This window comes from Streptomyces sp. NPDC088097 (genome assembly GCF_044741845.1).
Classification (GTDB): domain Bacteria; phylum Actinomycetota; class Actinomycetes; order Streptomycetales; family Streptomycetaceae; genus Streptomyces.
Window position 1 is genome coordinate 831,518 of the sequence record NZ_JBIUTJ010000003.1, and the last position, 16,747, is coordinate 848,264.

At 72.0% G+C, this 16,747-nt stretch carries 19 protein-coding genes; 9 read left to right on the plus strand and 10 right to left on the minus strand.

The features are described from left to right. The first annotated feature begins 172 nt into the window (after positions 1 to 172). The gene (locus ACIOD1_RS13910; protein WP_365625079.1) at positions 173 to 817 is read left to right on the plus strand and encodes a TetR family transcriptional regulator; all 645 of its coding nucleotides are present in this window, start codon (positions 173 to 175) and stop codon (positions 815 to 817) included. A 22-nt stretch (positions 818 to 839) separates the two neighbouring features. Here the strand turns inward: ACIOD1_RS13910 and def are convergent, their stop codons facing one another. Beyond that, complete coding sequence (def, locus tag ACIOD1_RS13915; protein WP_365625082.1) at positions 840 to 1,406, minus strand: peptide deformylase; 567 nt, start codon at positions 1,404 to 1,406, stop codon at positions 840 to 842. A gap of 122 nt (positions 1,407 to 1,528) precedes the next feature. On the opposite strand from def, the gene ACIOD1_RS13920 reads away from it, so the two are divergent. The 6 genes from ACIOD1_RS13920 to ACIOD1_RS13945 all read left to right on the plus strand — a co-directional run bounded on the left by ACIOD1_RS13920 (position 1,529) and on the right by ACIOD1_RS13945 (position 6,868). Further along, positions 1,529 to 2,767: a MurT ligase domain-containing protein gene (locus ACIOD1_RS13920; protein WP_365625085.1), complete on the plus strand. Its 1,239-nt coding sequence runs from the start codon at positions 1,529 to 1,531 to the stop codon at positions 2,765 to 2,767. A gap of 20 nt (positions 2,768 to 2,787) precedes the next feature. Further along, the gene (locus tag ACIOD1_RS13925; RefSeq protein WP_365625087.1) at positions 2,788 to 3,516 is read left to right on the plus strand and encodes a glutamine amidotransferase; all 729 of its coding nucleotides are present in this window, start codon (positions 2,788 to 2,790) and stop codon (positions 3,514 to 3,516) included. A 211-nt stretch (positions 3,517 to 3,727) separates the two neighbouring features. Next, on the plus strand, positions 3,728 to 4,753 hold the full coding sequence (locus ACIOD1_RS13930; protein WP_365625090.1) for a 6-phosphofructokinase: 1,026 nt from the start codon (positions 3,728 to 3,730) through the stop codon (positions 4,751 to 4,753). Positions 4,754 to 4,857: 104 nt separating this feature from the next. After that, positions 4,858 to 5,820, plus strand: a complete 963-nt coding sequence (locus ACIOD1_RS13935; RefSeq protein WP_365625093.1) for a cytochrome c oxidase assembly protein — start codon at positions 4,858 to 4,860, stop codon at positions 5,818 to 5,820. A 32-nt stretch (positions 5,821 to 5,852) separates the two neighbouring features. Beyond that, positions 5,853 to 6,011, plus strand: a complete 159-nt coding sequence (locus tag ACIOD1_RS13940) for a hypothetical protein (RefSeq protein WP_365625096.1) — start codon at positions 5,853 to 5,855, stop codon at positions 6,009 to 6,011. Between the two features lie 143 nt (positions 6,012 to 6,154). Further along, positions 6,155 to 6,868, plus strand: coding sequence for a lysophospholipid acyltransferase family protein (locus ACIOD1_RS13945; RefSeq protein ID WP_365625099.1), 714 nt, complete (start codon positions 6,155 to 6,157; stop codon positions 6,866 to 6,868). Between the two features lie 57 nt (positions 6,869 to 6,925). On the opposite strand, the gene ACIOD1_RS13950 is transcribed toward ACIOD1_RS13945, so the two are convergent. The 8 genes from ACIOD1_RS13950 to ACIOD1_RS13985 form a co-directional block, all read right to left on the minus strand. Further along, on the minus strand, positions 6,926 to 8,524 hold the full coding sequence (locus tag ACIOD1_RS13950; protein WP_365625164.1) for an alpha/beta hydrolase: 1,599 nt from the start codon (positions 8,522 to 8,524) through the stop codon (positions 6,926 to 6,928). Between the two features lie 260 nt (positions 8,525 to 8,784). Beyond that, on the minus strand, positions 8,785 to 9,597 hold the full coding sequence (locus tag ACIOD1_RS13955) for an urease accessory protein UreD (protein WP_401902358.1): 813 nt from the start codon (positions 9,595 to 9,597) through the stop codon (positions 8,785 to 8,787). Positions 9,598 to 9,599: 2 nt separating this feature from the next. Further along, entirely contained in the window at positions 9,600 to 10,298 is a 699-nt protein-coding gene (ureG, locus tag ACIOD1_RS13960; protein ID WP_401902291.1) for an urease accessory protein UreG, read from the minus strand. 49 nt (positions 10,299 to 10,347) lie between these two features. Further along, positions 10,348 to 11,022 (minus strand): urease accessory UreF family protein, encoded by a 675-nt coding sequence (locus ACIOD1_RS13965; protein WP_365625102.1) that lies wholly within the window; start codon positions 11,020 to 11,022, stop codon positions 10,348 to 10,350. Between the two features lie 16 nt (positions 11,023 to 11,038). Next, a complete protein-coding gene (locus ACIOD1_RS13970; RefSeq protein ID WP_401902294.1) occupies positions 11,039 to 12,760 on the minus strand; it encodes an urease subunit alpha in 1,722 nt (573 codons plus the stop codon). After that, a complete protein-coding gene (locus tag ACIOD1_RS13975) occupies positions 12,753 to 13,064 on the minus strand; it encodes an urease subunit beta (RefSeq protein WP_401902296.1) in 312 nt (103 codons plus the stop codon). Before ACIOD1_RS13975 ends, ACIOD1_RS13970 begins: the two co-directional genes overlap by 8 nt. Before the next feature lie 13 nt (positions 13,065 to 13,077). Next, on the minus strand, positions 13,078 to 13,380 hold the full coding sequence (locus ACIOD1_RS13980) for an urease subunit gamma (RefSeq protein WP_365625111.1): 303 nt from the start codon (positions 13,378 to 13,380) through the stop codon (positions 13,078 to 13,080). A gap of 328 nt (positions 13,381 to 13,708) precedes the next feature. Next, complete coding sequence (locus tag ACIOD1_RS13985; protein WP_365625114.1) at positions 13,709 to 14,158, minus strand: ATP-binding protein; 450 nt, start codon at positions 14,156 to 14,158, stop codon at positions 13,709 to 13,711. A gap of 197 nt (positions 14,159 to 14,355) precedes the next feature. Between ACIOD1_RS13985 and ACIOD1_RS13990 the strand changes: the two genes are divergently transcribed. Both ACIOD1_RS13990 and ACIOD1_RS13995 read left to right on the plus strand, forming a co-directional pair. After that, the gene (locus tag ACIOD1_RS13990; protein ID WP_365625117.1) at positions 14,356 to 15,240 is read left to right on the plus strand and encodes a helix-turn-helix transcriptional regulator; all 885 of its coding nucleotides are present in this window, start codon (positions 14,356 to 14,358) and stop codon (positions 15,238 to 15,240) included. Positions 15,241 to 15,253: 13 nt separating this feature from the next. Further along, positions 15,254 to 15,490, plus strand: a complete 237-nt coding sequence (locus tag ACIOD1_RS13995; protein ID WP_365625120.1) for a DUF397 domain-containing protein — start codon at positions 15,254 to 15,256, stop codon at positions 15,488 to 15,490. Positions 15,491 to 15,497: 7 nt separating this feature from the next. On the opposite strand, the gene ACIOD1_RS14000 is transcribed toward ACIOD1_RS13995, so the two are convergent. Continuing rightward, positions 15,498 to 16,679: an 8-amino-7-oxononanoate synthase gene (locus tag ACIOD1_RS14000; RefSeq protein WP_401902300.1), complete on the minus strand. Its 1,182-nt coding sequence runs from the start codon at positions 16,677 to 16,679 to the stop codon at positions 15,498 to 15,500. Positions 16,680 to 16,747: the final 68 nt, after the last annotated feature.

The following is a 16,747-nucleotide window of genomic DNA, read 5'->3' on the forward strand; positions in this document are numbered from 1 at the left end:
GCCCCAGGCAGAGTCGCTGCCGGAGGTTACTGCCGGTAACCCTCATCGTGGACACAGTCTGTTACCGGCCGGTAAGCACTGTCAAGCTCCGCTGGTTCGAACGCGGGGGTGTCCGGGGTGTTACGTTGCGTGGGCGTCACGCACATCGCAAGGGCGGGGAGAGAAACACGTCATGCAGACCACTCAGCAGGCCGGCGAACCGGGAGCGGCCGAACGCCGCCGGCGGGAGCTGCTGGAGGCGGCGGACCGCGTCGTGCTCCGGGACGGCCCCAAGGCCTCCATGAACGCCATCGCGGCCGAGGCCGGCATCACCAAGCCCATCCTCTACCGGCACTTCGGCGACAAGGCCGGGCTCTACCAGGCCCTCGCCGTACGACACACCGACGCCCTGCTCGACTCCCTGCGGGCCGCGCTGGACGCCCCGGCCCAGCGCCGGCAGCGGGTGGAGGCCACCCTCGACACCTACCTCTCCGCCATCGAGGCCCGCCCCCAGGTGTACCGGTTCCTGATGCACCCGGCCGAGGACTCGCAGAGCCCCGAGCGCGGCTTCGACGTCGGCCTGCACTCCGCCCCGTTGCTGCGCCGGCTCGGCGAGGAACTGGCCCAGGTGGTCGGCGAACGCGTGGACCTCGGGCCCGACGGCGACCGCCTGGCCCGGATCTGGGGCCACGGCATCGTCGGCATGATGCACGCCGCCGGGGACTGGTGGCTCGGCGAGCGGCCCTGCGACCGCGCCGAGCTGGTGGCCGGTCTCACCGACCTGCTCTGGGGCCGACTGGCCACCGCGGGCAACCGCGCGGACGGCCCGGGCTTCTGACCCGGGCCCCGGCCGGGGCCGTTCAGCCGCGCGGAGCCGCCCCGTCGCCGGGCTTGCTCCACGGAGCCTTGCGGACGGCCCGGCGCAGCCTGCGGGCCCGCAGGCCGGTGACCCGGTCCGCGTAGACGGTGCCGTCGAGGTGGTCGCACTCGTGCTGGAGGCACCGGGCGAAGAAGCCGGTCCCCTCGATCCGCACCGGGGACCCGTCCGAGGTCACCCCCTCCACGACCGCCCGGTCGAAGCGCACGGTGCCCGCCTCCAACCCCGGCAGGGACAGGCAGCCCTCGGGACCGCGGAACTCGTCGCCGTCCGCCGCCACCAGGCGGGGGTTGACGACGTGTCCCACATGACGGACGTCCTCGTCGTCGGGGCAGTCGTAGACGAAGACCCGCTGCCCGACCCCGATCTGGTTCGCCGCCAGGCCGACGCCCTGGGCGGCGTACATGGTCGCGAACATGTCCTCGACGAGCCGGTCGAGTTCGGGTCCGAAGGCCGTGACCTCCGCACAAACGGAGTGGAGCACCGGATCACCCAGGAGGCTCATGGTGCGGACGAGTCCGGTGGTACCGGGGATGGGGCGCTGTCGCATGGCGGTAAGCGTACGACGGGCGAATATATGAGGAGATCCGCGGCGCCCGGGGGCGCCGCGGTCAAGGCCGCGGCCGGTACTGGATAGGCTGGGGCCGACCGACGCAAGGAGGACAAGGGACGATGGCAGGCAACACGGAGCCGCTTTCGCCGCGGGCCAAGCTGGCCGTGACGGCGGGCAAGGCCGCGGCGGCGGTGTCGCGGGCCGCGGGACGCGGAAGCGGATCGGTGATCGGTGGCAAGGTCGCACTCAGACTCGACCCCGATCTCCTCGGCGCGCTGGCGCAGCATCTCGATGTCGTCCTCGTCTCCGCGACGAACGGCAAGACCACGACGACCCGACTGATCGCTGAGGCCCTCGGGGCCAGCGGTCCGGTCGTCTCGAACGCGCTGGGCGCGAACATGCCGGCCGGCATCACCTCGGCCCTCGCCGGCGGCTCGGACGCGAAGTACGGCGTCATCGAGGTCGACGAGAAGTACCTGGCCGGAGTGGCCCGGGACGTCACCCCCAAGGTGATCGCCCTGCTGAACCTCTCGCGCGACCAGCTGGACCGCGCCGCCGAGACCCGCATGCTCGCGGAGAAGTGGCGCGAGGGGCTCCAGGGCTCCAAGGCCGTCATCGTCGCCAACTGCGACGACCCGCTGATCGTCTGGTCGGCCTCCTCCTCGCAGAACGTGGTGTGGGTGGCCGCCGGCCAGGAGTGGAAGGACGACGCCTGGTCGTGCCCCTCCTGCGGTGGCGTCATGCAGCGTCCGGGCGACGACTGGTTCTGCGGCGAGTGCGGTTTCCGCCGCCCCACCCCGAGTTGGGTGCTCTCCGGCGACCACGTGCTCGACCCGCACGGCAGCGCCTGGCCGATCCACCTCCAGCTGCCCGGCCGCGCGAACAAGTCCAACGCCGCCGCCTCGGCCGCCGTGGCCGCCGTGTTCGGCGTCCCGCCTCAGGTGGCGCTGGAGCGCATGTACCAGGTGCAGGCCGTCGCGGGCCGCTACGACGTGATCAACTTCATGGGCCGCGAGGTCCGGCTGCTGCTCGCGAAGAACCCGGCGGGCTGGCTCGAAACGTTTTCCCTGATCGACCCGCCCCCCTCGCCGGTGATCCTTTCGGTGAACGCGCGCGGCGCGGACGGCACGGACACCTCCTGGCTGTGGGACGTGGACTACCCGCGTCTGGCCGGTCACCCGATCTTCGTGATCGGCGACCGCAAGCTGGACCTGGCGGTCCGCCTGGAAGTGGCCGGACTGGACTTCCGGGTCTGCGAGACCCTCGACGAGGCCGTGCAGCTGGCGCCGCCCGGGCAGATCGAGCTGATCGCCAACTACACCGCCTTCCAGGACGTGCGCCGCCGCGTCGGCAACTAGTACCCAGAGGACACAAGAGCATGAGCGACAACAGCCTGCGTCTGGTGTGGGTCTACCCCGACCTGCTGAGCACCTACGGAGACCAGGGAAACGCCCTCGTGGTGGAACGCCGGGCGCGCCAGCGCGGCCTGGACGTGCAGCGCGTGGACGTGCGCAGCGACCAGCCCATCCCGACCTCGGGCGACATCTACCTGATCGGCGGCGGCGAGGACCGTCCGCAGCGGCTGGCCGCCGAGCGGCTGGTGCGCGACGGCGGCCTGCAGCGCGCGGTGTCGAACGGGGCGATCGTCTTCTCGGTGTGCGCCGGGTACCAGATCCTCGGCAACGAGTTCGTCAACGACATGGGCCAGCGCCAGGAGGGGCTGGGCCTGCTGGACGTCGTCACCCTGCGCGGTGAGGGCGAGCGGTGCGTCGGCGACGTCCTCGGCGACATCGACCCCCGCCTGAACCTGCCCCCGCTGACGGGCTTCGAGAACCACCAGGGCGTCACGCACCTGGGGCCGCGCGCCAAGCCCTTCGCCCGCACCCGTCTGGGCCGCGGCAACGGCACGGGCGACGGCACCGAGGGCGCGTACCAGGACACCGTCTTCGGTACGTACATGCACGGCCCCGTGATGGCCCGCAACCCGTTGATCGCGGACCTGCTGCTGAAGCTGGCTCTCGACGTGAACGCGCTGCCGGCCATAGACGACCGCTGGTACGAGGCGCTGCGCAACGAGCGCATCGCGGCGGCCACGCAGCCCGCCTAGCGGACACCGGCGCCCGCGCCGCACCCGACCGCACGACGTCGGCCCGGACCCCCCACCACGGGGTCCGGGCCGACGTCCGTTCATACGATTGATCAGACCAGCATGTGGAGGATGGTTCAGTCCAGTGGGGATCCGCTTGTAGGCTGACGGTCAGTTCCAACCGGACGACGTGGTCCGGTCGTCGGCCCACGTTGCAAAGGTTCTTCCTGCCATGCGCATTGGTGTGCTCACTTCCGGAGGCGACTGCCCCGGCCTCAATGCCGTCATCCGTTCGGTCGTGCACCGTGCGGTGGTCGACCACGGCGACGAGGTGATCGGTTTCCACGACGGCTGGCGCGGCCTCCTGGAGTGCGACTACCGCAAGCTCGACCTGGACGCCGTCAGCGGCATCCTGGCCCTCGGCGGCACCATTCTCGGATCCTCCCGCGTCCAGCCCGCGCACCTGCGCGACGGCGTGGAGCGGGCCCGCGGGCACGTCGCCGACCTCGGTCTGGACGCGATCATCCCGATCGGTGGCGAGGGGACCCTGAAGGCCGCCAACCTGCTGTCGCAGGGCGGGCTGCCGATCGTGGGCGTGCCGAAGACCATCGACAACGACATCGCCTCCACCGACGTGACCTTCGGCTTCGACACGGCCGTGGGCGTGGCCACCGAGGCCCTGGACCGGCTGAAGACCACCGCCGAGTCCCACCAGCGCGTGATGGTCGTGGAGGTCATGGGCCGCCACACCGGTTGGATCGCCCTGCACTCGGGCATGGCGGCGGGCGCGCACGCGATCGTGGTGCCGGAGCGGCCGTTCGACATCGACGAGCTGACCGCGATCGTCGGCGAGCGCTTCGCCGCGGGCAAGCGGTTCGCGATCGTCGTGGTCGCCGAGGGCGCCAAGCCGGCCGAGGGCTCGATGGCCTTCGAGCAGGGCGGCACGGACATGTACGGCCACGAGCGGTTCGCCGGCATCGGCAACCGGCTCGCCGTCGAGCTGGAGGCGCGGCTCGGCAAGGAGTCGCGCCCGGTGATCCTGGGCCACGTCCAGCGCGGCGGCACACCCACCGCGTACGACCGGGTGCTCGCCACCCGGTTCGGCTGGCACGCGGTCGAGGCGGCGCACCGGGGCGAGTTCGGCATGCTGACCGCCCTGCGCGGGACGGACATCGTGATGGTCCCGCTGGAAGAGGCCACCTCCACGCTCAAGACGGTGCCCGCCGAGCGCTACGCCGAGGCGCAGACCGTCCTCTGATCCCTTCTGTGATGTTTCCCCCCTTCTGGGGGCCGCCCCCGGACGCGAGAGCGCCCGGGGGCGGCACTACTGTGGTGGGGCGCCACAGTCAAGGGAGTGAACAGATGGATCACAGCGGTCACGGCATGGACATGAACATGGACATGGACCTGCCGCCGTTCACCCTCGGGCGCGGGTTGGAGTTCTCCTTCGACGGGGTCTTCCTCTTCGGTTCGCTGCTGGCGCTCGCCCTGTACGGCTGGGGCGTGCTGCGGCTGCGACGACGCGGGGACTCCTGGTCCCCCGGCCGCACCGTCGCCTTCACCCTCGGCGTGCTGACGGTGATCCTGGTGATGTGCACCAAGCTGAACGACTACGGCATGGTCATGTTCAGCGTGCACATGGTCCAGCACATGGTGATCAGCATGATCACCCCGATCCTGTTGCTGCTCGGGGCGCCGATGACGCTGGCCCTGCGCGCGCTGCCACCGGCGGCCCGCGGCACCAAGGGACCGCGCGAGCTGCTCCTGATGCTGCTGCACAGCCGGTACATGCGGATCATCACGCACCCGGCCTTCACCATCCCGATGTTCATCGCCAGCCTCTACGGGCTGTACTTCACCCCGATCTTCGACTTCCTGATGGAGAGCCGGACCGGGCACATCGCGATGATGCTCCACTTCCTCGCCGTCGGCGTGATCTTCTTCTGGCCGATCATGGGCGTCGACCCGGGCCCGCACCGGCCGGGGTACGTGATGCGGATGCTGGAGCTGTTCGCCGGCATGCCCTTCCACGCCTTCTTCGGCATCGCGCTGATGATGGCGACCCAGCCGATGATCAAGACGTACCAGAACCCGCCGGCCTCCCTCGGCATCGATCCGCTGCTCGACCAGCAGTGGGGCGGCGGCATCGCCTGGGCCTTCAGCGAGATCCCCTCGGTGCTGGTGCTGATCGCGCTGGTCTACCAGTGGTACCACTCCGAACAGCGGGCGGCGAAGCGCTCGGACCGGGCCGAGGACCGCAACGGCGACCAGGAGCTGGCGGCGTACAACGCGTATCTCGCCTCCCTCCAAGGGCGCGGCCAGTAGCGCGGGGCCCGCCTCGCGCGCCACCATGGGGCATGACCGGATCCGTTAAGGCGATGGCCGTCACGACCTTCGCCGCTCTGGTGGCCGTTTCCACGTACTCCGTGGCACTCGGCAGCAACGGCTGGCTGTGGTTCGGCTGGGTGGTGCTGGGGCTGCTGACCTTGGGGATGGCCGCCTCGGGCAGCGTCTGACGCGCCCCGCCACCCTCCCGGGCGCCCCGCCGCGGCGCCCCGACCGGTCCGGCCCCGCTTTCCGCGTGTGCCGGGCCCTCCTCCCGCGCGCCTGACCGTCCGTAGGATGGACGTGACAACGCGGCATCGACGGGAGCGGCCCGGTGTTCTACCACTTGCTCAAGCACGTACTGCTCGGTCCGCTGTTGCGGATGCTGTTCCGACCCCGGATCGAGGGCCTGGAGAACATCCCGCCGGACGGGGCGGCGATCGTCGCCGGCAACCACCTGTCCTTCTCGGACCACTTCCTCATGCCCGCGATCCTGGGGCGCAGGATCACCTTCCTCGCGAAGGCCGAGTACTTCACCGGTCCGGGTCTCAAGGGGCGGCTCACCGCGGCCTTCTTCCGCAGCGCGGGCCAGATCCCCGTGGACCGCTCCGGCAAGGACGCCGGCAAGGCCGCGCTGCGCGAGGGACTCGGGGTCCTGGCCAAGGGCGAGCTGCTCGGGATCTACCCCGAGGGCACCCGCTCGCACGACGGACGGCTCTACAAGGGCAAGGTCGGCGTGGCCGCGATGGCGCTCGGCGCCGGGGCGCCGGTCGTGCCCTGCGCGATGGTCGGCACCTTCGAGATCCAGCCGCCCGGGCAGAAGCTCCCCAAGATCCGCCGGGTCACCATCCGCTTCGGCGCCCCGATGGAGTTCTCCCGGTACGAGGGGATGGAGGGCGAGCGGGCCGTGCTGCGCGCCGTCACCGACGAGATCATGTACGAGATCCTCGGGCTCTCCGGACAGGAGTACGTCGACCGCTACGCGGGAGAGGTGAAGGCCGAGGAGGAGGACAAGAAGCGGAAGAAGGCCCGGCGCCCGGGGCGCTGAGCCTTCTTCCTCGTCACCGCGCGCGGGTCACCCCGCGCCCGTCACGTCCCGGGTCCGCTAGCGGACGGCCGGGAGCTCCTCACGGGCCGGGAGGTCGGTGCCCGGGGCCTGGGCGAGCGACTTCGCGGCGGCAGCGGCCGGCGCCACCGGGGTGGCGTGCGGGGCGCACTTGACGTCCTTGGCGTCCACCTTGCCGGTGAGCAGGTAGGCGTCCACGCGGGTGTTGACGCAGGGGTTCACCAGGCTGGTGACACCGTGCGAGCCCGCGTTCTGCTCGGTGATGAGGCGCGAGCCGGCCAGTCGCTTGTGCAGCGAGACCGCACCCACGTACGGGGTGGCGGCGTCCCGCTCGGACTGGACGATCAGGACCGGCGGCAGGCCGTGCTTGGCGCCGACCTCGATCGGGTCGCTCTGCTTGGACTTCCAGGTCGCGCAGGGCAGGTTCATCCACGCGTTGGACCAGGTCAGGAACGGGTACTTCTGGTGCAGCTTGGTGTTGTCGCGGTCCCACTTGGCCCAGCTGGTCGGCCACTTGGCGTCGGCGCACTCCACCGCGGTGTAGACGGCGTTGCCGTTCTCCGAGGCGGCGTTGCCCGCGGTGTCGCTCATGTCCGGGGCGATCGCGTCGACCAGGGCCTGCTCGTCACCGGCCGCCCAGGCGGCGAAGGTCTGGGCGACGGGCACCCAGGAGGAGTCGTAGTACGGGGCGCCCTGGAAGAAGCCGATCAGCTCGGCCGGGCCGACGACCCCGCCGATGGGGTTGGCCTTGGCCTTGGCGCGCAACTCCTGGTACTTGGCCTCGACCTTGGCGCGGCTGTCGCCGAGGTGGAAGACGGAGTCGTTCTTGGCGACCCAGTCCTGCCAGTCGTTCCAGCGGCCCTGGAAGGCGACGTCCTGGCCGAGGTTGGCCTCGTACCAGATGTTGTCGCGGTCCGGGTCGACCACGCTGTCGACGATCATGCGGCGCACGTGGGTCGGGAAGAGGGTCGCGTAGACCCCGCCCAGGTAGGTGCCGTAGGAGACGCCGAGGTAGTTCAGCTTCTTCTCGCCGAGGGCGGCCCGGATGACGTCCAGGTCGCGCGCGGTGTTGGGCGTGGTCATCTGCGGCAGCATCTCGCCGCTGCGCTCCTTGCAGCCGTCCGCGTATTCGGCGGCGAGCTTGCGCTGGGCGCGCTTGTCGGCCTCGCCGGACGGGACCGGGTCGGCCTTGGGGGCCTTGACGAACTCCTGCGGGTCGATGCAGGAGATCGGCGCGGAGTGGCCGACGCCGCGGGGGTCGAAGCCCACGAAGTCGTACGCCTTGGAGGTGTTGACCCACAGCGGGCTCTTGGTCGTGACCCGGCGCGGGAAGCGCATGCCGGAGCCACCGGGGCCGCCCGGGTTGTAGACCAGGGCGCCTTGGCGCTCCTGCGGGGTGCCGGTGCTGCCGATGCGGTCGACCGCGAGCTCGATGGTCTTGCCGAAGGGCTTGGTGTAGTCGAGCGGAACCTTCACCCAGCCGCACTGGATCGGCTTCTCGAAGCCCCAGTCGGCGGGGCAGTCCTTCCAGTCGACGCCGGCGTGCGCGGCGCGGGCGGCGGCGATCTGGGCCCCTACCGCCTCGGCGGAGCCGTTGTCACGGCCGGCCGAGGCCGCCGTGGCGGAAGGTGCGAGCATCAGGCCGGCAGCGAGCGCGCCGGTGATGAGGGTGGCGGCGCTCCCCAGCGCCGCGGTGCGTATCACGTGGTTGTTCCCCCTGCGTCAGGTGCCGCCGTGGGCGGCCGTGTTCGGTCGGGTTCGGTCGTCGGCGTGCAGGGGGATCCTTTCGCCTGACCTGTACCCGGCAACAGGTCAAGGTCGAGTTCTTTGCCAACCCGATAACCGGAAAGGCGTGTACCGCTGAGCGGTGTCCCATTCGCCCCGGGTGTGCCCGCGCGTCACCAGCCGTACGTCCGCATCGCCCCGTCCAGGATTTCGCGCAGCCGCAGGGCGTCGGGGGCGAGGGCCGTCACCAGGACGGCGGGCCCGGCGAGCGGGGTGAGGGCCGCGAACTCGCCCAGGAGCGCGGCCGGGGGCGGGTCCCGGTCGAAGCGCGGGTCCACGACGAGCAGTTGGCCGAGCGCCCGGTGGCCGGCGATCCCCGCCGGGCCGTCCCAGCCTCCCGGGGCGCCCGGACCGCAGGCGACTTCCTGGTCGAGGAGGGGGCGGCCGTCCCGGTTGACGGTGAGGCGGCTCAGGAGGCGCCCGGGGCTCTCGCCCGTGCGGCCGAGGACCTGCTCCTCGCGCAGCAGGAGGCGTGCGGTGGCAGCCAGTTCGACGGTGGTCCGCACGCGGAGGTCGCTGCCGCGCACGGAGACCAGCGGTTCGGGGAGCCAGCGGACCGCCGAGTCGGCGGCGAGTGCGAGGCGTACGTCGTACCGGGCCGCCTCGCCTCCCCGGCCGGGCAGGGCCAGGGTGGCCGCCGCCGAACGCAGGCACAGGCGTGCGCCGGGGCCCGCCTCCGCCTCGACCGTGAGGTGGTCCCCGCCGAGGGGGGCGCTCATCGCGCCGACCAGCATCACCGAGGCCTCGCCCTCCTCGCCCCGGGTGCGGCGCAGGGCGAGCGGCCCCTCCCCGGCCAGCAGGGGCAGGGCGGTGCCGCCGCGCCCGTCGCGGACGGCCCCGATCCGGGCCGTGGCGCGGAGCCCTGCGGCGGGGAGGGCGGGCCCGGCGGGGAGAGCGGGCGCGGCGGCGGGGAGGGCGGGCGCGATGGTCACCGTACGACCGTCCAGGCGGCGATGCGCTCGCGCACCCAACCGGCCACCGGGGCCACGCCTTCGGCGCCGCGCAGGGACTGGAAGGCGACGGGCAGTTCACCGCGCTGCTCGGCGGCGTCGCGGGCCATCCGGTCCAGGTCGGAGCCGACGTAGGGGGCGAGGTCGGTCTTGTTGACGACGAGGAGGTCGGCGGTGGTGACCCCGGGGCCGCCCTTGCGCGGGATGTCGTCCCCGCCGGCCACGTCGATGACGAAGATCTGGGCGTCGACCAGGCCCCGGGAGAAGGTGGCGGTCAGGTTGTCGCCGCCGGACTCGACGAGGATCAGGTCGAGGGGCGCGGTGTCGCGGAAGGCCTCCTCCAGTTCCTCGACGGCCTCCAGGTTGGCGGAGATGTCGTCGCGGATCGCGGTGTGGGGGCAGGCTCCCGTCTCGACCGCGCTGATCCGCTCGGGAGGCAGCACGGCCTCGCGGAGCAGGAACTCGGCGTCCTCTCGGGTGTAGATGTCGTTGGTGACCACCGCCATGGACAGTTCGGCGCGCAGCGTCCGGCAGAGGGCGGCGACGGTCGCCGTCTTCCCGGAGCCGACGGGGCCGCCGAGGCCGATGCGCAGGGCGCGGCGACTGCCGTCGGCGCGGAGCGGTTCGGCACTGTGGGTGTGCCGGTGGGAGTAGGCCAGGTCGTGGTCGAGGTGCACGGGGTTCTCCTTGGTGTGGGGGGACCGGTCGGGTGGCCGGTCGGGGTGCTCAGGAGGCGAAGAGGCGTACCGGCCAGTCGGCATGGGCCTGCGCCGCGATGTCCAGCAGGGGCGAGGAGGCGGCGGGCAGGGCGCCCGGGCCTTCGGTGCGGGCCAGCAGGGCGGCCTCGGCGGCCCGGGCGCAGACCGCGTCGAGTTCGGGCGCCAACCGGGCCAGCACCCCGGTGGCCTCGAAGGGGTCGAGGCCCAGCAGCCGTACGGTCGCCGTCGCCGGACCGCTGACGCTCTCGTACGCCGCCACGTGCGCGGCGTCCAGGGCCCCGAGTCCGGCGGCCCGGGCGGTCAGGCCCAGGACCACGGGCTGGTGGGCCCCGCGCGGGAAGGCCGCGGCGATCGCGTCCAGCTCGGCGGAGGGCCAGGTGGCCCGTGCGGCGCGCAGGAGTTGACGGCCCAGGCGGCGGGCGGCGGCGCGCAGCGCGGGCGAGGGGGTGCGGGCGTCGGCGGCCGCGTCCAGCGCGGCCGGGTCGAGCCCGAGGGCGGCGGCCGCCGCGAGAGCGGCGGCGGTGAGGCCGGCGGTGTGCAGCCGGCCCCGGCAGAAGTCGGCCAGGGTGGCGGCGTCGTGGATCCGGCCCGCCTTGCAGGCGGCCTCCGCCCCGCCGGAGTGTGCGTGCCCTCCGGCGGGGAAGCGGCCGTCCGCGAGCACGAGCAGTGCGGCGAGGCTCATGAGCGCGGCCCCGTCATCAGAAGAGGAAGTATCTCTGCGCCATGGGCAGCTCCGTGACGGGCGCCGGCTCCACGGCCTCTCCGTCGATGCGGACGGTGAAGGTGTCGGCGTCGACCTCGACCCTCGGCATGGCGTCGTTGTTGCGCATGTCCGACTTGCCGAGCTTGCGGGTGTTCTCGATGGCGGTGAACTGCTTGCCGAGGCCGAGGCGTTCGGGCAGTCCGTCGTCGAGGGCGGCCTGCGCGGTGAAGTTGAGGGAGTTCAGGGCGGGGGCGCGCCCGATGGCTCCGTACATGGGGCGGGGCAGTACGGGCTGCGGGGTGGGGATGGAGGCGTTGGCGTCACCCATCTGGGCGAGGGCGATCTGGCCGCCCTTGATGACGAGTTCGGGCTTGACCCCGAAGAACGCCGGGTTCCACAGCACCAGGTCGGCGAGCTTGCCCACCTCGACCGAGCCGACCTCCCGCGCGAGGCCTTGGGCGACGGCGGGGTTGATCGTGTACTTGGCGACGTAGCGGCGGGCCCTGTGGTTGTCGGCGGGGCCGTCGCCGGGCAGGAAGCCGCGCCTCTTCTTCATCACGTGCGCGGTCTGCCAGGTCCGCATGACGACCTCGCCGACCCGGCCCATCGCCTGGGAGTCGGAGGAGATGATGGAGATGGCCCCGAGGTCGTGGAGGACGTCCTCGGCCGCGATGGTGGAGGGCCGGATGCGGGATTCGGCGAAGGCGAGGTCCTCGGGCACGGCCGGGTTGAGGTGGTGGCAGACCATCAGCATGTCGAGGTGTTCCTCGACGGTGTTGAGGGTGTGCGGCCGGGTCGGGTTGGTGGAGCTGGGGAGCACGTACGGCTCGGAGACCACGGTGATGATGTCGGGGGCGTGACCGCCGCCTGCGCCCTCGGTGTGGTACGAGTGGATGGTCCGCCCGGCGATGGCCGCGAGGGTGTCGCCCACGAAGCCGGCCTCGTTGAGGGTGTCGGTGTGGATGGCGACCTGCGCGCCGGTCTCGTCGGCGACGCTCAGACAGGCGTCGATCACGGCGGGGGTGGAACCCCAGTCCTCGTGGATCTTGAATCCGAGGGCGCCGCCGCGCAGTTGGGAGTGCATGGCGTCACGGGACATCGTGTTGCCCTTGCCGAGCAGCCCGATGTTGACGGGGCAGGCCTCCAGCGCGGCGAACATCCGGGCCAGGTGCCAGGGGCCGGGGGTCACGGTGGTGGCCTTGGAGCCCTCGGCGGGGCCGGTGCCACCGCCGACGAGGGTGGTGATGCCGGAGGCGAGGGCCTCGTCGACGACCGTCGGCGAGATGAAGTGCACGTGCGCGTCGATGGCGCCGGCGGTGACGATCTTCCCGTTGCCCGCGATGATCTCGGTCTCGGGGCCGATCACCAGGGCGGGGTCGACCCCGTCCATGGTGTCGGGGTTGCCGGCCTTGCCGATGCCGACGACGCGGCCGTCGCGGATGCCGATGTCGGCCTTGACGATGCCCCAGTGGTCGAGGATCACGGCCCCGGTGATCACCGTGTCGGGAGCCCCCTGGGCGCGCGTGGTGCGGGCCTGTCCCATGGATTCGCGGATGACCTTGCCACCGCCGAAGACGGCCTCGTCACCGGAGTTGCCGGGGCCGCCGCTGAGGTCCTGCTCGATCTCGACGAAGAGGTCGGTGTCGGCGAGCCGGATCCGGTCGCCCCGGGTGGGGCCGAAGAGGTCGGCGTACACCTGCCGCGGGATCTCAGGCATCGAGGGCACCTCCGGTCTCCCCGCGCAGGCCCGGTACGGTGCGCAGCCCGGCCAGCGGTACGAGTTCCACGGCGACCGGGATGCCGGGCTCGAAGCGGACGGCGGTGCCGGCGGCGATGTTGAGGCGCTGCCCGCGCGCGGCGGCGCGGTCGAAGTCGAGGCCGGGGTTGGCTTCGGCGAAGTGGTAGTGGGAGCCGACCTGGACGGGCCGGTCGGCGGCGTTGAGCACGGTGAGACGGGTGACCGGGCGGCCTTCGTTGAGGCGCACCGGACCGTCCCCGAAGGCGATTTCGCCGGGGATCATGGTGGGGCCTTCCTCAGACGATCGGGTCGTGGACGGTGACGAGCTTGGTGCCGTCCGGGAAGGTGGCCTCGACCTGGACGTCGTGGATCATCTCGGGGATGCCCTCCATGACCTCCGCGCGGGTGAGCACGGTGCGTCCGGACGCCATGAGTTCGGCGACCGTACGGCCGTCCCTGGCTCCTTCGAGGACGTGGGAGGTGATGAGGGCGACGGCCTCGGGGTGGTTCAGGAGGACCCCGCGCGCCCTGCGCTTCCCGGCCACGTCGGCTGCGACGTGGATCAGGAGTCTCTCTTGTTCGTGTGGTGTCAATTGCACCTGTATCACCAAGCTTCCGGGACATGATCGACGTCGCGCCGGAACGACCGTACGGGTCGTCAACAGTTTGTTGACCTCCGTATATCCGTGCCAAGCAGCTCTTGCCCAACGAAGGGAGAGGCTTTCCGTGCCGATCACCTTCGCTTTACCGCCGCTTGGGTGATCATTGACGGAGGGCCGCGAGGACCAACGTAGGGGCGGCAGTTTTCCGCCGGGTTAACCCACGTTTCGGGGAGCGGCACGGTTCGATCGATCGGGCTTCCGGTCGACGGCGGTTCCGGGGGCGGCGTATACGTTCCCTCCGGTGGTCCCGCCGCGTTCGTCCCCCTCAGCAGCCCCGGGTGGTGCGCGCGCGGGCCGCGGCCGGCCAGGGCAGGGCGATCCACACGGTCTTGCCGCCGTCCTCGGTCGGGCTGACGGACAGTCGGCCCCCGGCCTCCGCCGCCAGCCAGCGGATGATCACCATGCCCCGCCCGTTGTCCTGCTGGACGGCGGCCGGCAGCCGGCGCGGCCATCGGGGGTGGCTGTCGGTGACTCCGACGCGCAACCACTCCTCGCGTTCGAGGCGGACGTCCACGGTGAAGGTGGGCGACTGCCCGAAGGTGTGCTGCACGGAGTTGGTGGCGAGTTCGGAGACGATCAGACGGACGGCGTCGGCGGTGTCGGAGTCCTCGTCCAGGCCCCATTCGCGCAGGACCTGTGCGACATGGCGGCGGGCGGCGGCGACCGAGAGCGGATCGCTCGGCAGAGTGACGGATGCTTCCAGCTGATCTGCCATGGCGACGTCCCTTTCCCACCGGGACGGAGCCGCCCCGGATCTACGCTGAGCGCCAGAGTGCCACCCATCGTCCCGCGGTTTCCGGCATTCCCCCAAGATATGCATATATCTGTCGCTCAATGCGGTGAACTCTGCTACGGAAGAGCGTATTTGGACGAGGGACCGGCGCGGGCCGCGCCGGTGGAAGGAGAGCGGGTATGCAGCACGGTCCCGCGGTGCGGCGGCGCAAGCTCGGCGAGGAATTGCGGGCGCTGCGCGACCGCACCGGACTCACCAGTGGTGAGGTCGCCCGGATCGTCGGCTGGCACCAGTCGAAAGTCAGCCGCATCGAGACGGGCCGCAGTGGCGCGAAAACGGCCGACGTCCGACTGCTGCTCGACGCCTACGGGGACGTCGTCAGCGCCCAGCAGCGCGCGCTCCTGGAGGCCCTCGGAGCCTCCGCCGCCGGTCCCGCCCCGAGCGGGGACACAGGGCGCGGTCGTCAGTGGTGGCACGACTACCGGGGCTTGCTCCCCCAGGAGTACCGGGACTTCATCAGCCTGGAAGCGGGGGCGCGCAGGGCGCGCACGGTGGAGCTCTCGGTGGTCCCGGGCCTGCTCCAGACCCCGGAGTACGCGCGCGCCGTGACACGGGCCGCGCTCGGCGGGCTCCCGGAGCCGAAGGTGGACGCGCTGGTCGACGTACGGCTGGCCCGTCAATCGGTGCTGCGGACCGATCCGCCGCTCCAGCTCAGCGCGGTGCTGGACGAGGCCGTACTGCGGCGGCAGATCGGCGGTCCGGGGGTGATGCGGGAGCAGCTGAGGCACCTCGTGGAGGTGTCCCGACTCCCCCAAGTCACGCTCCAGGTATTGCCGTTCACCGTGGGGGGGCATCTCGGCCTCACAGGACCGTTCGTAATTTTCTCATTTCCGAACATCGCCGATCTGGATGTGGTGGTACTCGACCATTTGACGAGTAGCCTCTATCTGGAGCGGAAGGAAGACCTTGACGCGTACAGCGCCGCGTTCCGCACCATCCAGGCGCACGCCCTCCCGCCCCGTGACTCGTCGGATCTGATCAGCTCACTCGCTGACGACGCGTAAGGAGGCACTCCCCGTGTCCGCAACGCTCTTATCCACCGGCGGACTTCCGAGCAGCACGCGGTGGCGGCGCAGCAGCCGCAGCACCGGAATGAACAACTGCGTGGAAGCGGCCGCCCTTTCCGGCGGCCTGCTCGCCGTCCGCGATTCCAAACGGGCGGACGGCCCGGCCGTGCTCTTCACCGGGCCGGCCTGGACCGGCTTCCTCGCCACGGTGAGGGCGGGTCTGCCCGACCCGGTCGTCTCGGTCTAGAGACGGCCTAGGCGGTCCACCGGTCCGTGGCGCCGGCGGGAGCGGTCCGCAGGACCGTGTCGACGGCCCGCGCGATCTCGTCCCCCGTGAGATCGGCGCGAGCGGTCAGCCGCAGCCGGGAGACGCCGTCCGGCACGGACGGCGGACGGAAACACCCCACGGACAGTCCTGCCTCGCGGCAGTCGGCGGCCCAGCGCAGTGCCGCCGAGGCCGACGGGGCCCGCACCGACACCACGGCCGCGTCCGGTCTGACCGCGGTCAGGCCGGACACGGTGAGTCGCCCGTACAGCTCTCCCGCCACCTCCCGCACCCGGGCCGCGCGTTCCGGCTCCCGGCGCAGCAGCCGCAGGCTCGCCAGGGCCGCGCCCGCGGCGGCCGGGGCGAGGCCGGTGTCGAAGATGAAGGCCCGGGCCGTGTTGACCAGGTGCCGGATCACCTTGGCGGGCCCCAGCACGGCGCCGCCCTGGCTGCCCAGGGACTTCGAGAGGGTCATCGTCGCGACCACGCCGGGGTCCCCCGCGAGGCCCGCGCCGTACAGGGCGCCCCGGCCGCCCTCGCCCAGCACCCCGAGCCCGTGCGCGTCGTCCACCACCAGGGCCGCCCCCGCCGCCCGGCAGGCGGCGGCGTACGCGGCGAGCGGGGCGGCGTCCCCGTCGACGGAGAACACCGAGTCGCTGACCAGAAGTGCCCGGCCCGCGTGCGCGGCCAGGGTCTTCGCCGCGGTCTCCGCGTCCGCGTGCGGGGTCACGGCCACCTCGGCGCGCGAGAGGCGGCAGCCGTCGACGATCGAGGCGTGGTTCCCGGCGTCCGAGACGATCAGCGTGCCACGGTCGCCGAGCGCGGTGACGGCCGCCAGGTTCGCCGCGTACCCCGTGGACAGGACCAGCGCGGCCTCGAAGCCCGCGAAGTCGGCGAGCTCCCGTTCCAGCTCGGCGTGCAGTTCGGTCGAGCCCGTGACCAGGCGCGATCCGGTCGCACCGGCGCCCCATCGCTCGGCCGCGGCCGTCGCGCCCGCGACGGTCTCCGGGTGCCGGGACAGCCCGAGGTAGTCGTTGCTCGCGAGGTCGAGGAGGTCCGGTGCCGGGGGCCTGGGCCGCAGGGTCCGTACCAGTCCGGCCCGCTCGCGCTCCCGCTCGGCGCCGTCGATCCAGGCGAAGGCGTCCACGGGCGCGGCGGTGTTCCGGTTCATCAACGGTCCTCGGGTTTTGTCGGCAGTCGACAGTTCGGCTCGACCCTAGTCGCCGTTGCCCGAGGGGC